Genomic DNA, 15,098 nt, shown 5'->3' with positions numbered 1-15,098 from the left:
TCCACGCCAGGACCTCACGCCTCGGCCAGGGACGAACGTCCTCGCACGCCCGCACCCCGAACCTGTACATCTGTACTTGTACATCAGTACATGTTCGGAGCCGCGGCGGTCCGCCGCAGGTCCGCTCGACGACGAGCGCGAGGAAGTGACGATGAGCACGACCACTCCGCAGGCGGAGCCCGACGCACCGGGGCGCCCTGCCTTCCGCATGTTCGACATGGTGCTGTTCTCGGTCGCCGCGATGCTGCTGCTGTCCCAGCTCACGGTCACCGCCGCCGTCGGACCCACCGCGATCTTCTGGACGCTCGTGATCATCGCGGCGTTCTTCGTGCCCTACGGGCTCGCCACCGCCGAGCTCGGCTCCGCCTACCCGGACGCCGGTGGCATCTACTCCTGGGTGGTCCGCGCGTTCGGCAACCGGTGGGGCAGCCGCGTCTCCTGGTGGTACTGGCTGAACGTCGGCCTCTGGGTGCCGAGCGTGTACCTGATGTTCTCCGGCGCGATCTCGGCGATGTTCTTCGACGGGCACCTGAGCTTCTGGGTGCAGATCGCGATCACCCTGGTGCTGATCTGGCTGAACTACTGGGTCAACGCCCGCAGCCTGGAGACCGGCACCTGGGTGTCGAACGTCGGCGCCGGCATCACCATCGCCGTGATCCTCGGGCTGGCCGTCGCGGGCGGCCTGTACGCGCACGCCCACGGATCGGCGACCGAGTGGACCTGGTCGCAGGTGCTGCCGACCGACACCCTGCCCGCGTTCGCGGCGGCGCTGCCGATCCTGATCTACAACTTCCTCGGCTTCGAGCTGATGTCCTCTGCGTCCTCGCAGATGGAGAACCCGAAGCGGGACGTCCCACGCACCATCCTGGTCGCCGGCGTGCTGATCGGCGGCTTCTACCTGATCGCCACCGTCGGCATGCAGCTGATCTTCCCCGCCGACGAGGTCTCCGAGACCACCGGCCTGCTGGACGCCCTGCGGCTCGGCTTCGGCGACTCGCTGCTGGCGGACATCCTGGTCACCGGGCTCGGGATCGGCGCCCTGTTCTGCTTCTTCGCCTGCCTGGTGCCGTGGACCATCGGCGCCAACCTCGCCGCCGCCGAGTCCGCCCAGCAGGGCGACCTGCCGAAGGTCTTCGCCCGCACCCACCCCACCCGCAAGACCCCCACCGGCGCGGCGATGCTGTGCTCGGTGGTCGGCACCGTGTTCACCGTCGGCTACGCCGGGCTGTTCTCGCTGACCGACGGGGCCGTGGACGACGTCTTCTGGAACCTGTTCGCGTTCTCCTCGGTGATCTTCCTGCTGCCCTACGTCGTGATGATGCTGGCGTTCGGCAAGCTGCGCCGGATCGATCCCGGCACCGAGCGCCCCTACCGGGTGCCCGGCGGCGTCGTCCTGACCCGGCTGGTCACCTGGGTGCCGACCGTGCTGCTCGCCCTGGCCGCGCTGTTCTTCGTGTGGAACCCCTTCGACTACTCGTGGTCGGTCACCGGCTCGATCGTGGCCGGGCTGGTGGTCACCGTGGCGTTCCAGGAGTGGTTCTGCCACAAGTCCCCGCAGTGGACCCGCGACCGGGCCCGCGAGCGCGGGGAGGACCCCGACGCCGCGCACGAGCCCGCCGCCGTCGTCGCCGCGCCCGCCGAGCCCGCCGACCTCGCCGGCTGAGCCGGCACACCCCCGAACCCCTCCGACCCGGAAGGTCGTGCACCATGAGCACCCTCGACTCCACCCCCGCCGCCGACGGCTACCGGATGCCCGCCGAGTGGGAGCACCACGACGGCTGCTGGCTGGTCTGGCCCGAGCGCCCGGACAACTGGCGGCTCGGCGGACGCCCCGCGCAGGCCGTCTTCACCGAGGTCGCCACCGCGATCTCCGGGACCGAGCAGGTGACCGTGGCGGTCTCCGCCCGGCAGTACGACAACGCCCGCAGCATGCTCCCCGCGCAGGTCCGCGTGGTGGAGATGTCCAACGACGACTCCTGGATGCGCGACACCGGGCCGACCTTCGTCGTGGACGACGCCGGTGACGTGCGCGGCGTCGACTGGGACTTCAACGCGTGGGGCGGCCTGGTCGACGGGCTGTACTTCCCCTGGGCGCAGGACGACGCGGTCGCCCGCAAGGTGCTGGAGGTCGAGGGCCGCGACCGGTACAAGGCCCCGCTGGTGCTGGAGGGCGGCTCGATCGACGTCGACGGCGAGGGCACCGTGCTGGTGACCGAGGAGTGCCTGCTGTCGGCCGGCCGCAACCCCGCGATGTCGCGCGAGGAGATCGAGCAGCACCTGCGCGACCACCTGGGCGTCGAGGTGGTGGTCTGGCTGCCGTACGGCGTCTACCTGGACGAGACCAACGGGCACGTCGACAACTTCTGCCGGTTCGTCCGGCCGGGCGTCGCGATGCTCACCTGGACCGACGACGAGACCGACCCGCAGCACGAGCGCTCGCTGGCCGCGCTGCGGGTGCTCGAGGCCGCGCGCGACGCCCGGGGCCGGACGATCGAGGTGGTGAAGATCCACCAGCCGGGACCGATCCTGATCACCGCCGAGGAGTCCGCCGGCGTCGACTCGGTGGAGGGCACCCTGCCCCGCGAGGCCGGGGACCGGCTGGCCGGCTCCTACGTCAACTCCTACATCGGCAACGACGTCGTGGTGCTGCCGCTGTTCGACGACCCGCACGACGCCGCGGCGGTCGCCACCTACACCGAGATCTTCGCCCCGCGCCGGGTGGTCACCGTGCCCGGCCGGGAGATCCTGCTCGGCGGCGGCAACGTGCACTGCATCACCCAGCAGGTGCCCTCCGGCCGCTGACGGCGACCCCTCGACCCCGCGCGGGGCCGGTGCCGACCCCGGTCCCGCGCGCGGACCACCTCACCCCACCCACGAACGGACGGGCGCCCTGCCCGCGCCGTGCTCCGCCCTGCCCGTCGGGCACCGGCCCACCCACCCCGCAAGGAGAGACCCATGACCGTCCGCGACTTCCTCGACACCACCGACCTGAGCAAGGACGAGGTCCTCGACATCGTCCGCCTGGGCCTGAGCCTCAAGGAGTGCGTCCGGGTCGGCTACTTCCCGCCGCTGCTGGCGAACCGCACGCTCGGGATGATCTTCGAGCAGTCCTCCACCCGCACCCGCGTCTCCTTCGAGACCGCGATGACCCAGCTCGGCGGTCACGCCCAGTACCTCGCCCCGGGGCAGATCCAGCTCGGCGGCCACGAGTCGATGCAGGACACCGCCCGGGTGCTCTCCCGCCTGGTGGACGTCGTGATGGCCCGCGTCGCCCGGCACCAGACCGTCGTCGACCTCGCCGCGCACGCCACGATCCCGGTGATCAACGGCATGTCGGACTACAACCACCCCACGCAGGAGATCGGCGACCTGATCACGATGGTCGAGCACCTGCCGGCGGGCAAGCGCCTGGAGGACTGCAAGGTCGTCTTCGTCGGCGACGCCACCCAGGTGTGCGCCTCGCTGATGATGATCACCACCAAGGTCGGCATGCAGTTCGCCCAGTACGGCCCGCGCGGCTTCCAGCTCAAGGACGAGATGCAGGAGATCGGCCGCGCCAACGCCAAGGAGTCCGGCGGCAGCGTCACGGTGAGCGACGACCGCGCGGTGGTCCAGGGCGCCGACTTCGTCTACACCGACGTCTGGTACGGCGACTACGAGGCCGAGCTCGGCGAGGCGGAGCGGCTCGCGGTGTTCATGCCGGACTACCAGGTGAACCCCGCGCTGATGGCGCTGGCCGGCCCGCAGGCGCGGTTCCTGCACTGCCTGCCCGCCACCCGGGGCGAGGAGGTCACCGACGAGGTGCTCGACTCCGCGGCCTCCCTCGCCTTCGAGGAGGCCGGCAACCGGCTCACCGCGCAGCGCGCCCTGCTGGTCTACTTCCTGCGCCCGGAGCTGGCGAACCCGCACAAGGTGGCCGCCGCCCGCGCCGGCCTGGACGCCGTGCTCGGCGAGATCCTCTGAGGGCCGGCACGTGTCCCGGATCGTCATCGCGCTGGGCGGCAACGCGCTCGGCGACACCCCCGCCGAGCAGCAGCAGCGGATCGCCGCGGCGGCACCGTCCCTGGTCGGGCTGATCGCCCAGGGCCACGAGATCATCGTGACCCACGGCAACGGCCCGCAGGTCGGCGCCATCCACCAGGCGTTCGACCTGGCCGCCGCCCAGGACCCCGCCGTGCCCCGGATGCCGCTCACCGAGTGCACCGCCATGAGCCAGGGGTACATCGGCTACCACCTCCAGCAGGGGCTGCTCGCCGAGCTGCGCCGGGTCGGCATGCCCTGGCACGTCGCGACCGTCGTCACGCAGGTCGAGGTGGACCCGGCGGACCCTGCGTTCGACCGGCCCACCAAGCCGATCGGCGCGTTCCTCGACGAGCGGACCGCCCGCGCGCGGATGGCCGCGACGCCGGGGCTCACCATGGTCGAGGACTCCGGGCGGGGATGGCGGACCGTGGTGGCCTCGCCCCGACCCGCCGGCATCGTGGAGCGGGACTCGATCCTCAACCTGCTCGACCACGAGTTCGTCGTGATCGCCTGCGGCGGCGGCGGGGTGCCGGTGGTCCGGGACGCGCGGGGCGACCTGCACGGGGTGCCGGCGGTGATCGACAAGGACTTCGCGGCGGCGGCGCTCGCCGAGGCGGTCGGTGCGGACGTGCTGTTCATCCTCACCGCCGTGGACCGGGTCGCGGTCGACTTCGGCACCCCCGCGCAGCGGGACCTGGACGAGCTCGACCCCGCCACCGCACTCGCACTCGCGGCCGACGGGCAGTTCGGCGTCGGCTCGATGCTGCCGAAGGTGCAGGCCGCCGCGCAGTTCGCGTCCAGCGCGCCCGGACGCCGCGCGGTGATCTGCTCGCTGGAGCGCGCGCCGGAGGCGATGCAGGGGCGCAGCGGGACGGTGGTGCGCACGGCGTCCGCGCTGGTCTGACCGCCGGAGCCGCCCGGCACGCCCAGGTCCGTGGACCGCAGGGTGCCGGGCGGCCTCGTGGTCCTGCCGGCCGCGATCGTGGCCGAGATCACCCGGTCGTTCGGGCGGCAGCAGCGGGACTTAGGTTGTTAGAATGCTCAAGTCAGCAGCGCGGAGAGGCGCCCACCCCGGAACCTCGGGGAGAGGGCGCCTTTGTCGTGCCGGCAACCCGCCGGTGCGGTTCGGTCAGCGCACGCGCGCAGGCACGGAAGGTTCATCATGCAGAACGAGCCCATCACCTTCGACCCCGCCGTCAAGGAGATCGCGCACGAGGTCTCGCGGCTGTTCGCCCGCGTCCGTGGCGCCCTCCAGCGCGGTGACGCCACGCTCCCCCAGGCCGACACCGCCGCCTGAGCGGTTCGCACGCCCCGAGGCCGCCCTCCCATCCCGGGGAGGGCGGCCTCTGCGCGTCCCCCTCGGGCAGGGGTCAGTGCGCGGGGGTGAGGACGCCGGGGCGCAGGAGGCGCCAGGCGACGAGGGCGGCGGCGAGGTAGATCCCGGCGCCGACGGCGAACACCAGCGCGTGCCCGGCGACCATGCCGTCGAGCACGGCCGTCGCCCCGCCGACGCCCGACCCCGTGCCCGACCCCGCAGCCGCAGCCGCACCCGCGCCGTCGCCCGCGCCGGCACGCGCGGCGGCGGCGGCGTAGAGCGCGGTCAGCGCCGCCAGCCCGATCGACCCGCCGAGCTGGTTGGTGGCGGTCACCGTCGCGGACGCGACCCCGGCGTCGTGCGGGGCCACCCGGTACAGCGCGAGGTTGTTCAGCGGCACGACGGTCAGCCCCATGCCGACGCCCATCAGCACGACCCCCGGCAGGATCTCCGCCCAGTACGACCCGCCCACGCTCACCCGCGTCAGCAGCAGCAGACCGGCCGCGCTGATCAGGGGTCCGACGATCATCTGCCGACGCGGCCCGATGCGGTCGATCATCCGCACGGCGAGCGGCACGGTGCTCATCAGCGCGACGGTGAACGGCAGGGTGCCGAGCCCGGCGGGCAGCGGCGCGAGGCCGAGCACCAGCTGGAGGTGGAAGGTCAGGTAGACCATGGCGCCGACACCGACCGCGCCGAGCAGGGTCTGCACGAGGAACGCGGTGGCGCGGGTGCGGTCGGCGAGCACGCGCAGCGGCAGCAGGGGGTGCGAGGCCCGCCGCTCGACCAGCACGAAGGTGGCGATCAGCACGAGCCCGGCGACGACGCAGCCGACCGTGGTCGGGGAGGTCCAGGAGTGCTCGGCCAGCGTGAGGCCGTAGACCAGGGCGGCGAAGCCGAGGGTGGCGGTGACGGCGCCCAGCACGTCGTAGCGCCGGTCGCCCTCGGCGCGGCTCTCGTACAGCAGGACCCCGCCGGCGACGACCCCGCCGATCACCAGCGGCACGTTGATCAGCAGGCACCACCGCCAGGAGAGGAACTCGGTGAGCACCCCGCCGAGCAGCATGCCGATCGCGGAGCCGGCACCGCCGAGGGAGCCGAAGATCGCGAAGGCCTTGTTGCGCTCGGCGCCGTCTGGGAACGACAGCGTGACGAAGGCGAGCGCGGCGGGGGCCATCAGCGCGGCGGCGAGGCCCTGGACGCCACGGGCCGCCAGCAGCTCGCCGCCGGAGTGCGTGAGGCCGCCCCACAGCGACGCGGCGCCGAACAGCACGAGCCCGAGCAGATAGGTGCGCTTGCGGCCCCAGAAGTCGGCGATCCGCCCGCCGAGCAGCAGGAACGCCCCGAAGGTGAGCGCGTAGGCGGTGACCACCCACTGCCGGGAGGCGTCGGACAGCCCGAGCTCGGCCTGGGCGCTGGGCAGGGCGACGTTGACGATGGTGCCGTCGAGGATGATCAACAGCTGGGTGAGGGAGACCGCGGCGAGGGTCCACCAGCGGTGGCTCGTGCGGGTCGGGGTGACGGTGGGCAGTGCGGGCATCGCGGTGACGCCTCCGATCTGGTGCGGGTGTCACGGGGGTTTTCAGCCCTCGACCGACCGCACGGCGGCACGACCAACGCCGGGATCGCCCGGCCACGACAGGTATGGATGACGGCGGGCCCGGTCCTCCCCGGTCCGTGGGAGGCCCGGACCCGCCGGGGTCACGACGGGGACGGCCCGTCGTGACGGCTCAGCGGACCGCGTTCAGCGGACCAGCCCGCCGAGGATCTTCTGCTCGAGGCGCAGGTGCCGCTCGAGCTGCTCGTGGGCGTCGTCCAGGTGGAAGGCGTGGCCCTCGTACTCGGACAGCAGGATCCCCTCGAAGCCCGACTCGACGATGGCGACGAGCAGCCGGTCGACCGGGATCTGCGGGTCGGTCAGGTCCTCGGTCACGTGGTAGAACTTCGAGTGGAAGTACTGCGTGCGGTGCAGCAGCGTCCGGAAGCCCTCGACGTCCGCGGGCCCGAAGGACAGGAACCCGTAGAACTCGCTGACGGCCATCTTCTCGGCCAGGCCGCCGCCCATCGACGCGACCTGCGCCTGCATCCCGGGCTCGTCCAGCCCGTCGTGCCGGTGCGCGATCACGTACTCGAGCAGCTCCGGCTCGGCGCCGTTGGCGAGGTGCCGGTCCAGCGCGGGCTGCGCGGGGCGCTCGATGAAGCAGCCGAAGTCGGGCACCAGACCGAGGTAGGGGCTGTCGAGCTCGTCCATCATGGCGAGCATCTTCTGGATCTTCTCGTCGCTCGGCTTCGACGGCGCGTGCACCTCGATGCCGATCTTGATCCCGTAGCGCTCGGCCATGGCCGCCGACTGCTCCAGCAGGTGCGTCGGGATCGCCCCGGCGCGCAGGTAGGTGACGCCGAGGTCGCGGGCGGTCATCAGGTCGGCGGTGACGTCGAGCATCATCTCGGCGTCGGAGGCGTCGCGGCCGGTGATCTTGCCCGGGTCGATGTACCCGCCGTAGGAGAACGGGGTGACCCCGTGCTTCTCGGCGGCGCGCAGGACAGCGCCGATCTCGGCGGCCTTCGGGCGCGGGTACTGGTCGAAGACCATCGACCCGATCAGCTCGAACTTCTGCACGCCGAGCGAGGTGAGCTCGGCGAACATGTCCTCGACCCCGTACTCCGGCAGGTCGACCAGCCGCTGCTCGAAGCCGTACAGCGAGACGGCCTGCTCGATGGTCCCGATCTTCACTTCTCCTCCTCCGTGTGCAGCACGAGCGTCCGGGCGGCGGAGCCGTCGATCATCCCGTAGGTGCCCGGGCCGAACTGCATGGACACGTTGCGCAGCTCCAGGGTCACGGCGACCTCGTGCTCGCCGGCCGCCAGCGGGCCGCCGTAGACGCGCACCCGCAGGTCGCGCTTGATGCTCCAGAAGTCGGTCCAGGCGAGCGGCACCTGGTCGGGCTGGAACAGCTTCTCGTGCAGCTCGAGCAGCATCAGGTGCTCGGGGACGACGACGCCGTCCACGGTGATCTCGAGCTTCTCCACCGCCGAGAGCGGCAGACCGCGGTAGTAGTTGAGCCCGATGTCGAGGGTGTACCCCACGGTCTCGTCGCCCAGGGTCAGCTCCCGCAGGGCGCCCGGGCGGAGCACCTTGTCCTCGTGCGGGAGCTTCATGAACAGCGTCGGCACTGTCTCTCTCCTTCGTTCGGCGAACGGCGACGGCCGGTCCGCGGTGTGTGAGCGGCTGGGCCGCAGGGGCTGTCAGCTCGCGACGGCCTCGCCGCCGAGGGCGGGGTCGAGGTACGCGGGCGAGAGCACGCCGTCGATGGCGAGCCGGGAGGCGCCGATCACGCCGCCGAGCGCGCCGGAGCGGGCCACGGTGACGCGCAGGTCGCGGCTGGCCAGCGGCAGCGCGCGAGAGTAGACGGACTCGCGCACCCCGGCCAGCAGGGGCTCGCCGACGTCGACGATCTCCCCGCCGAGCACCAGCACCCGCGGGTTGAGCAGGGCGGTGCAGGTGGCGAGCACGGTGCCGAGCGCCCGGCCGGCGGCACGCAGCGCCTGCACGGTGGGCAGGTTGCCCTGCCGGACCAGGTCGACGATGTCCTGCGGGGACTCGGCGGGCACGCCCTGCGCGCGCAGGGTGGCGGCGATGGCCAGACCGCCGGCGACGGACTCCAGGCAGCCCTGGTTGCCGCAGCGGCACATCCGGTCCCCGGCGGCGGTGGAGTAGGCGTGCCCGAGGTCGCCGGCCGCGCCGTCGGCCCCGTGCAGCAGCCGACCGCCGCTGATGATCCCGGAGCCGATGCCGGTGGCGACCTTGACGTAGATCAGGTGGTCCACGTCCGGGTAGGCCACCGCGCGCTCGCCGAGCGCCAGCACGTTGGCGTCGTTGTCCACGAACACCAGCGCGCCGAACCGCTCGCCGAGCACCCGGCGCACGTCGTAGCCGTCCCAGCCGGGCATGATCGGCGGGCTGGTGGGCCGACCGCTGCCGGTGTCCACCGGCCCGGGCAGGCCGATGCCGACGGCGGTGACCGGGCGGTCCGCCAGGCCGAGGCCGGCCAGCAGGTCCGCCAGCCGCCGCTGCACCAGGTCCATCACGACCTGCGGACCGTCGGCGATCCGCACCGGGTCGGTGGCGTGCGCGAGCACCTGCCCGTCCAGGTCGGTGACCGCGTAGGTGGCGTGGTTGGCGCCGAGGTCGACGGCCAGCACCAGGTTGTCCCGGCCGTTGAACTCGAAGGCCGCCGAGGGCCGGCCGCCGGTGGTGGCGGCCTCGGTGGTCTCGCGCACCAGCCCGGCGCCGACCAGCACCGCCAGGCGCTGGGTCACCGTCGAGCGCGCCTGACCGGTGGCCTCGGCGAGCTCGCTGCGGGTGCGGGCGCGCCCGTCGCGCAGGATCTCCAGCACCTCGCCGGCGCTGCCGGGCGCGTGCATCTGCCTCATCCTGCGTCCCTCCTCTCCGATCGATCCGTGCGCCACGTCGCCCCCGGGGCCCGGGGGCGACGCGCAGTCAGGCCGCGGCCTCGCGGGCGGCCTGCTTGGCGTCCAGCCGCGCCCGGATCTCCTCGTACTTCTGCTCGGTGATCGGGTAGAGCGCGACGGGGATGATCGCGAGCAGGCTGACCACGGCGGGCACGATGTTCGCGGTGAGGTTGATGCCCATCGACGCGGTGGCGGTCTGGTCGGCGTTGGCGACGTAGCCGAACACCCCGAGCAGGCCGGCCCCGAGGGCGGCACCGACGGCGGAGGCGATCTTGGTGCCCATCGACGTGGCCGCGTAGGCGGTGCCGTCGCTGCGGATGCCGGTCCTGTCCTCGGCGTAGTCGATCGCGTCCGGCACCATCGACATCAGCACCGGGACCGCGAAGTTGCCCAGGCCGTACAGCGCGGTCAGCGTGATCACCAGGCCGACGTTGCTCGGGTCGGCGAAGTACAGCGCGATCGTCGGGATCGCGGTGACCACCAGGGAGATGATCACCAGGCGCTTCTTGCCGACCCGCTTGGCCAGCCGGGCGAACAGGGCGATGCCGATCGCGCCCATCAGGGACGGCAGCATCATCAGCACCGCGATCAGGTCGTACCGGTGCATCAGGTAGATGTAGTAGTACATGACCACCGCGAGCCGGCCGAACAGGTTGGTCAGGCTGAGGAACAGCGCGACGGTGACCAGCATCAGCGGCTTGTTGCCGAGCACGACCCGCAGGGTGTCCTTCAGCGGGACCCGGGTCTGGGAGATCTCCGGCTGGATGACCTCCTTGCAGTTGCGGAACACCAGCCAGAACATCGGGACCGCGACGACCGCCATGATCGCGGCGGTGATCGTGTAGCCGCGCACGTTCGTGGACGACCCGTCGCCGATCCCGCTGAAGTGCAGCACCAGCGGCATGGTCGCCAGGCTGAGCACCACGGAGCCGAGGTTGGTGCCGATCATCCGGAACGAGGTCAGCGCCACGCGCTCGCCGCCGTCGCGGGTCATCACCGCGGACAGCGCGCCGTAGGGCAGGTTCACCGCGGAGTACATGAACCCCATGAGCAGGTAGGTGACGCCGGCCCAGATCATCTTGACGGTGTGGCCGCCGGGCACGGTCATGAACGTGAGGATCACGCTGACCGCGAGGATCGGGGAGGCCCACAGCAGCCACGGGCGGAAGCGGCCGTGCTTGGTGGGGTGGCGCTCGGTCCAGGCGCCGAGGATCGGGTCGAACAGCGCGTCGGCGACCCGGGCGACCAGCATGAGCACGCCGACGGCGCCGGCGGCCAGGCCGACGTTGTCGGTGTAGAAGAGCACGAGGTAGGAGGAGCCGAGGCTCCACATGAGCTGGCTGGCGAAGTCGCCGAGGCCGTAGGAGATCTTGGTGCCGAAGGAGAGCTTGCCCTCGGGTCGCGCGGCGCGGGCGGGCACGGGGGCCGGCGCGGTCTGCTGCTTGGACATGTCGAGTGATCCCTGATCTGTGAACACGACGTTGTGCTGCCGGTCGGGGCCGGCCGGATCGCGCGGCGCGGATCCGTCGGGGTTCACCGTCCGCGCCCGGGTGGTGCCCGGGCGCGGACGGTACTGCACGGGCGGTCGGAGGGGCCGCGCCGTTCAGGGCCTGCGCATGTGCCGGGAGGTCAGGCCTCGCGGCGGTGGAAGTACACAGGCTCGCCGGTCTTCGCGGAGGTGTAGATCGCGTCGAGGATCTCCGAGACCACGCACGCCTGCTCCGCGGTGACCAGCGGCTCGGTGTCGTTCGTGATCGCGTCGAGCCACTGGCCCGCCTCCAGGCCGCCCATGTACGAGAAGCCGGACTGCGCCTCGCCGCCGAGGCCGAAGTACGCGGCCCCCTGCTCGGGCTGGGTGTTGACGAGCATGCCGCCCTGCACGGAGTTCAGGGTGACGAGCTGGTCGGAGCCGCGCTGGACGACGTCGATGCCGCCCTCGGTGCCGAACAGCTCGACGCAGGACTCGCGGGACTCGGGCACGTTGAGCGCCCAGGACGCGCGGACCTGCAGCGAGGCGCCGTTGGTGAACCGCACGAAGCCGAAGGCGGAGTCCTCGACGGTGAAGGTCTCCGGGTCCCACGGGCCGGCGGCGTTGCCCTCGGGCTTGTCGCCGAGCTTGTAGTTGACGACGCCGGTCACGGACTCGAGCTCGTAGTTGTCCATGTACCAGAGCGCCAGGTCGATCGCGTGGCCGCCGAGGTCGATCAGCGGGCCGCCGCCCTGCTTCTCCACGTCGGTGAAGACGCCCCAGATCGGCACGCCGCGACGGCGGACCGCGTGGGCGGCGCCGGCGTAGACCTCGCCCAGCCGACCCTCGTCGACGAGGGAGCGGATGTACTGCGACTCGGTGCGGAAGCGGTACTGGTAGCCGACCGAGAGCTTGGTGCCGGACTTCTTGGCGGCCTCCACCATGCGGCGGGCCTCCTCGCCGGTGACCGCCATCGGCTTCTCGACCAGCACGTGCTTGCCGGCCTCCAGCGCCGCGACGGTGATCTCGCAGTGGCTGGTGTTCCAGGTGCAGACGTGCACCACGTCGATCGACTCGTCGGCCAGCAGGTCGCGGTAGTCGGTGGTGACGTAGGAGTCCGGGGAGCCGTGCTGCGCCTGCGCGGACTTCGCACGCTCGGCGTCGATGTCGCAGAAGCCGACGACCTCGGCCTTGTCCGGGTGCTGGGAGAGGCCGACGAGGTGCTTCTGCGTGCCGATGAAGCCCAACCCGACGATGCCGATCCGATGTTTCGTCATTGAAGTCCCTTCAGAGCCTGGGGTTATGAGCCTCACGGTCATAACGAGGGAACCATAAGCACGCGGCGTGCGTAAGTCAAACCCCTACGATGAGCAGGTCGTTCGCGTTCGAGGGAGGCCGATCGCCTGTGTACCCCGTCTCGCCGCAGGACCCGTGGGTCCAGCTCGCGGAGATCCTCCGGCTGGTCAGGACGGGTGAGGCGCAGACCCGGCCCGAGCTCGCCGACGCCACCCGCCTGGGGCGGAACATCGTCACCCAGCGCATCCAGCACGCCCAGGAGCTCGGCCTGCTGCGCCCCTCCGGGGAGAGCCGCTCGCGCGGCGGGCGCGCCGCCGAGGTGTGGGAGTTCGTGGGCGAGCGCGGGCGGATCGTCTCGGCGATGGTCGGCACCACCGGCTTCCGGGTGGCGGTGACCGACCTGGACCACCGGGTGCTGGCCGAGACCCGGGTCGCCTGGGACATGTCCAGCGAGCCCGAGGCCACCTGCGAGCGGATCGCGACCGCGATGGAGACGCTGCTCGCGCAGCACCACGACGGCCCTGCCTGGGGCGTCGGCATCGGCCTGCCGACCCCGGTGAACTACACCACCGGCCTGCCGGTGACCCCGGTGACCTCGGCCCCGCCCGGCACCGACTGGACCTCGCGGATCGACGTGCGGCGCTGGCTGACCCGCCGGATGCAGGCGCCGGTGTGGGTGGACTCGCTGTCCAACCTCACCGCCGTGGGCGCCGCCGCCGCGCCGGACGCCCCGGACGACCTGATCTTCATCCGGATGGACCGCGGCGTCGGCAGCGGGATCGTCTCCGACGGCCGGCTGCACCGCGGCGCGGACTGGATCGCCGGCGAGATCACCCATGTGGTCGTGCACCCGGAGTCCGACCGGATCTGCCTGTGCGGGCGGGTGGGCTGCCTCGACGCCTTCGCCTCCCGCTGGGCGATCGAGGCCGAGGCGCACCGGGCCGTCGACCAGGGCCGCTCCCCGCACCTCAACCGCCTGGACCACCCGGTGCTGCTGGAGGACGTCGTCGCCGGCGCCGAGTGCGGCGACCCGACCTGCGCCGAGCTGGTGCTGCGCGCCGCCGAGGCCACCGGGCGCGCGCTGGCCGCCGTGGTCACCTGGTTCAACCCGCGCCGGGTGGTGATCGGCGGCAACGCCCTCGCCGACAGCGCGCTGTTCCAGGGCGCGGTGGGCCGCACGCTGCACGCCACGACGCTGGCCGCCTCGGTGCAGCACCTGGAGGTGCTGCCGGGATCGACCGACCTCGCGGAGGAGATCACCGGGGCGTCAGCGCTGGTGCTGGAGGCGCTGATGGCGCCCTGGTACTGGGCGGAGTGGGGGCCGGGCGGCTTCCCGATCGACGTCGAGGCCCTGCTGGCGAAGGATCACGGCCTGCAGAGCTGACTTTCTTGCCTCGCTCCCCGACTTGTGCATACTGTGTGCACAAGAGCCGTGGGAGATTGCCTCCTTGTGCTCGCAGCGCAGTTAACGCCGTGCGTTCCCGGCTGCGCCCGCTCAGCGACGAGTACCGGAGGCCTCGATGTCTCGCCCCATCACCCTGTTCACCGGCCAGTGGGCCGACCTGCCCTTCGAGGAGGTCTGCCGCCTCGCCTCCGCGTGGGGCTTCGACGGCCTCGAGATCGCCTGCTCCGGCGACCACCTCGACGTGTGGGCCGCCGCCGAGGACGACGACTACCTCGCCGCGAAGCAGGCCACGCTCGCGACGTACGGGCTGAGCGTCTACGCGATCAGCAACCACCTGACCGGCCAGGCCGTCTGCGACGACCCGATCGACGAGCGCCACCAGGGCATCCTGTCCGCGCGCACCTGGGGCGACGGCGACCCCGAGGGCGTCCGGCGCCGCGCCGCCGAGGAGCTGGTCGTCACCGCGAAGGCCGCCCGCCGGATCGGCGCGAAGGTCGTCACCGGGTTCACCGGATCGAAGATCTGGAAGTACGTCGCCATGTTCCCGCCGGCCACCGAGGCGATGATCGCCGACGGCTACGCCGACTTCGTGCAGCGCTTCACGCCGATCCTGGACGCCTTCGAGGAGAACGGCGTGAAGTTCGCCCTCGAGGTGCACCCCTCCGAGATCGCCTACGACTACTGGACGACGCGGCTCACCCTGGACGCGATCGGGCGGCCCGAGGTGTTCGGGATCAACTTCGACCCCAGCCACATGAACTGGCAGCAGATCGACGCCCCCGGCTTCCTGGTCGACTTCGCGCCGCACATCCTGCACGTGCACTGCAAGGACTCCAAGCGCCGGTTCAACGGCCGCAACGCCCCGCTGGGCTCGCACCTGCCGTGGGGCGACCCGCGCCGGGGCTGGGACTTCGTGTCCGCCGGGCGCGGCGACGTGGACTGGGAGGCGATCTTCCGCACGATCGGCACGATCGGCTACGACGGCCCGATCTCGGTGGAGTGGGAGGACGCCGGGATGGACCGCCTGGTCGGCGCCCCGCAGGCGCTCGGCTTCGTGCGCGCCAACCTGTACGAGCCCCCGGCCGCCGCCTTCGACTCCGCGTTCTCGAACCGGTGAG

At 72.0% G+C, this 15,098-nt stretch carries 13 protein-coding genes; 7 read left to right on the top strand and 6 right to left on the bottom strand.

The features are described 5' to 3' along the window. Positions 1-151: 151 nt before the first annotated feature. The 5 genes from ACZ5HG_RS02205 (at position 152) to ACZ5HG_RS02185 (ending at position 5,320) form a co-directional block, all read left to right on the top strand. Positions 152-1,663: an APC family permease gene (locus tag ACZ5HG_RS02205; RefSeq protein ID WP_464180167.1), complete on the top strand. Its 1,512-nt coding sequence runs from the start codon at positions 152-154 to the stop codon at positions 1,661-1,663. A 44-nt stretch (positions 1,664-1,707) separates the two neighbouring features. Beyond that, positions 1,708-2,802: an agmatine deiminase gene (gene aguA / locus ACZ5HG_RS02200; RefSeq protein ID WP_464180166.1), complete on the top strand. Its 1,095-nt coding sequence runs from the start codon at positions 1,708-1,710 to the stop codon at positions 2,800-2,802. Between the two features lie 153 nt (positions 2,803-2,955). Continuing rightward, the gene (gene ptcA / locus ACZ5HG_RS02195) at positions 2,956-3,963 is read left to right on the top strand and encodes a putrescine carbamoyltransferase (protein WP_464180165.1); all 1,008 of its coding nucleotides are present in this window, start codon (positions 2,956-2,958) and stop codon (positions 3,961-3,963) included. 10 nt (positions 3,964-3,973) lie between these two features. Next, positions 3,974-4,927, top strand: coding sequence for a carbamate kinase (gene arcC / locus ACZ5HG_RS02190; RefSeq protein WP_464180163.1), 954 nt, complete (start codon positions 3,974-3,976; stop codon positions 4,925-4,927). Positions 4,928-5,185: 258 nt separating this feature from the next. Next, positions 5,186-5,320: a hypothetical protein gene (locus ACZ5HG_RS02185; protein ID WP_464180162.1), complete on the top strand. Its 135-nt coding sequence runs from the start codon at positions 5,186-5,188 to the stop codon at positions 5,318-5,320. Positions 5,321-5,393: 73 nt separating this feature from the next. On the opposite strand, the gene ACZ5HG_RS02180 is transcribed toward ACZ5HG_RS02185, so the two are convergent. The 6 genes from ACZ5HG_RS02180 to ACZ5HG_RS02155 form a co-directional block, all read right to left on the bottom strand. Further along, positions 5,394-6,878, bottom strand: a complete 1,485-nt coding sequence (locus ACZ5HG_RS02180) for an MFS transporter (protein WP_464180161.1) — start codon at positions 6,876-6,878, stop codon at positions 5,394-5,396. A 204-nt stretch (positions 6,879-7,082) separates the two neighbouring features. Then, on the bottom strand, positions 7,083-8,072 hold the full coding sequence (locus ACZ5HG_RS02175; RefSeq protein ID WP_464180159.1) for a sugar phosphate isomerase/epimerase family protein: 990 nt from the start codon (positions 8,070-8,072) through the stop codon (positions 7,083-7,085). After that, positions 8,069-8,512, bottom strand: coding sequence for a C-glycoside deglycosidase beta subunit domain-containing protein (locus ACZ5HG_RS02170; protein WP_464180158.1), 444 nt, complete (start codon positions 8,510-8,512; stop codon positions 8,069-8,071). The genes ACZ5HG_RS02175 and ACZ5HG_RS02170 overlap by 4 nt, the downstream gene beginning before the upstream one ends. A gap of 72 nt (positions 8,513-8,584) precedes the next feature. Further along, complete coding sequence (locus ACZ5HG_RS02165; RefSeq protein ID WP_464180157.1) at positions 8,585-9,772, bottom strand: ROK family transcriptional regulator; 1,188 nt, start codon at positions 9,770-9,772, stop codon at positions 8,585-8,587. A 67-nt stretch (positions 9,773-9,839) separates the two neighbouring features. Next, positions 9,840-11,261: an MFS transporter gene (locus tag ACZ5HG_RS02160; protein ID WP_464180156.1), complete on the bottom strand. Its 1,422-nt coding sequence runs from the start codon at positions 11,259-11,261 to the stop codon at positions 9,840-9,842. Between the two features lie 179 nt (positions 11,262-11,440). Beyond that, on the bottom strand, positions 11,441-12,556 hold the full coding sequence (locus ACZ5HG_RS02155; RefSeq protein ID WP_464180155.1) for a Gfo/Idh/MocA family protein: 1,116 nt from the start codon (positions 12,554-12,556) through the stop codon (positions 11,441-11,443). Between the two features lie 128 nt (positions 12,557-12,684). On the opposite strand from ACZ5HG_RS02155, the gene ACZ5HG_RS02150 reads away from it, so the two are divergent. Together ACZ5HG_RS02150 and ACZ5HG_RS02145 are read left to right on the top strand one after the other, a co-directional pair. Next, entirely contained in the window at positions 12,685-13,959 is a 1,275-nt protein-coding gene (locus ACZ5HG_RS02150; RefSeq protein ID WP_464180153.1) for an ROK family protein, read from the top strand. Between the two features lie 136 nt (positions 13,960-14,095). Continuing rightward, positions 14,096-15,097: a sugar phosphate isomerase/epimerase family protein gene (locus tag ACZ5HG_RS02145; protein WP_464180152.1), complete on the top strand. Its 1,002-nt coding sequence runs from the start codon at positions 14,096-14,098 to the stop codon at positions 15,095-15,097. The last annotated feature ends 1 nt before the right edge of the window (position 15,098 follow it).

The sequence above is a fragment of the Cellulomonas sp. GTC20042 genome (assembly GCF_055389595.1).
This window is presented reverse-complemented; position numbering and strand designations above follow the sequence as displayed.

Coding starts and splice junctions, on each gene's coding strand:
- ACZ5HG_RS02165 (WP_464180157.1), bottom strand. CDS start 9,772: ATGAGGCAGATGCACGCGCCCGGCAGCGCCGGCGAGGTGCTGGAGATC.
- ACZ5HG_RS02180 (WP_464180161.1), bottom strand. CDS start 6,878: ATGCCCGCACTGCCCACCGTCACCCCGACCCGCACGAGCCACCGCTGG.
- ptcA (WP_464180165.1), top strand. CDS start 2,956: ATGACCGTCCGCGACTTCCTCGACACCACCGACCTGAGCAAGGACGAG.
- ACZ5HG_RS02185 (WP_464180162.1), top strand. CDS start 5,186: ATGCAGAACGAGCCCATCACCTTCGACCCCGCCGTCAAGGAGATCGCG.
- ACZ5HG_RS02155 (WP_464180155.1), bottom strand. CDS start 12,556: ATGACGAAACATCGGATCGGCATCGTCGGGTTGGGCTTCATCGGCACG.
- aguA (WP_464180166.1), top strand. CDS start 1,708: ATGAGCACCCTCGACTCCACCCCCGCCGCCGACGGCTACCGGATGCCC.
- ACZ5HG_RS02205 (WP_464180167.1), top strand. CDS start 152: ATGAGCACGACCACTCCGCAGGCGGAGCCCGACGCACCGGGGCGCCCT.
- ACZ5HG_RS02145 (WP_464180152.1), top strand. CDS start 14,096: ATGTCTCGCCCCATCACCCTGTTCACCGGCCAGTGGGCCGACCTGCCC.
- ACZ5HG_RS02160 (WP_464180156.1), bottom strand. CDS start 11,261: ATGTCCAAGCAGCAGACCGCGCCGGCCCCCGTGCCCGCCCGCGCCGCG.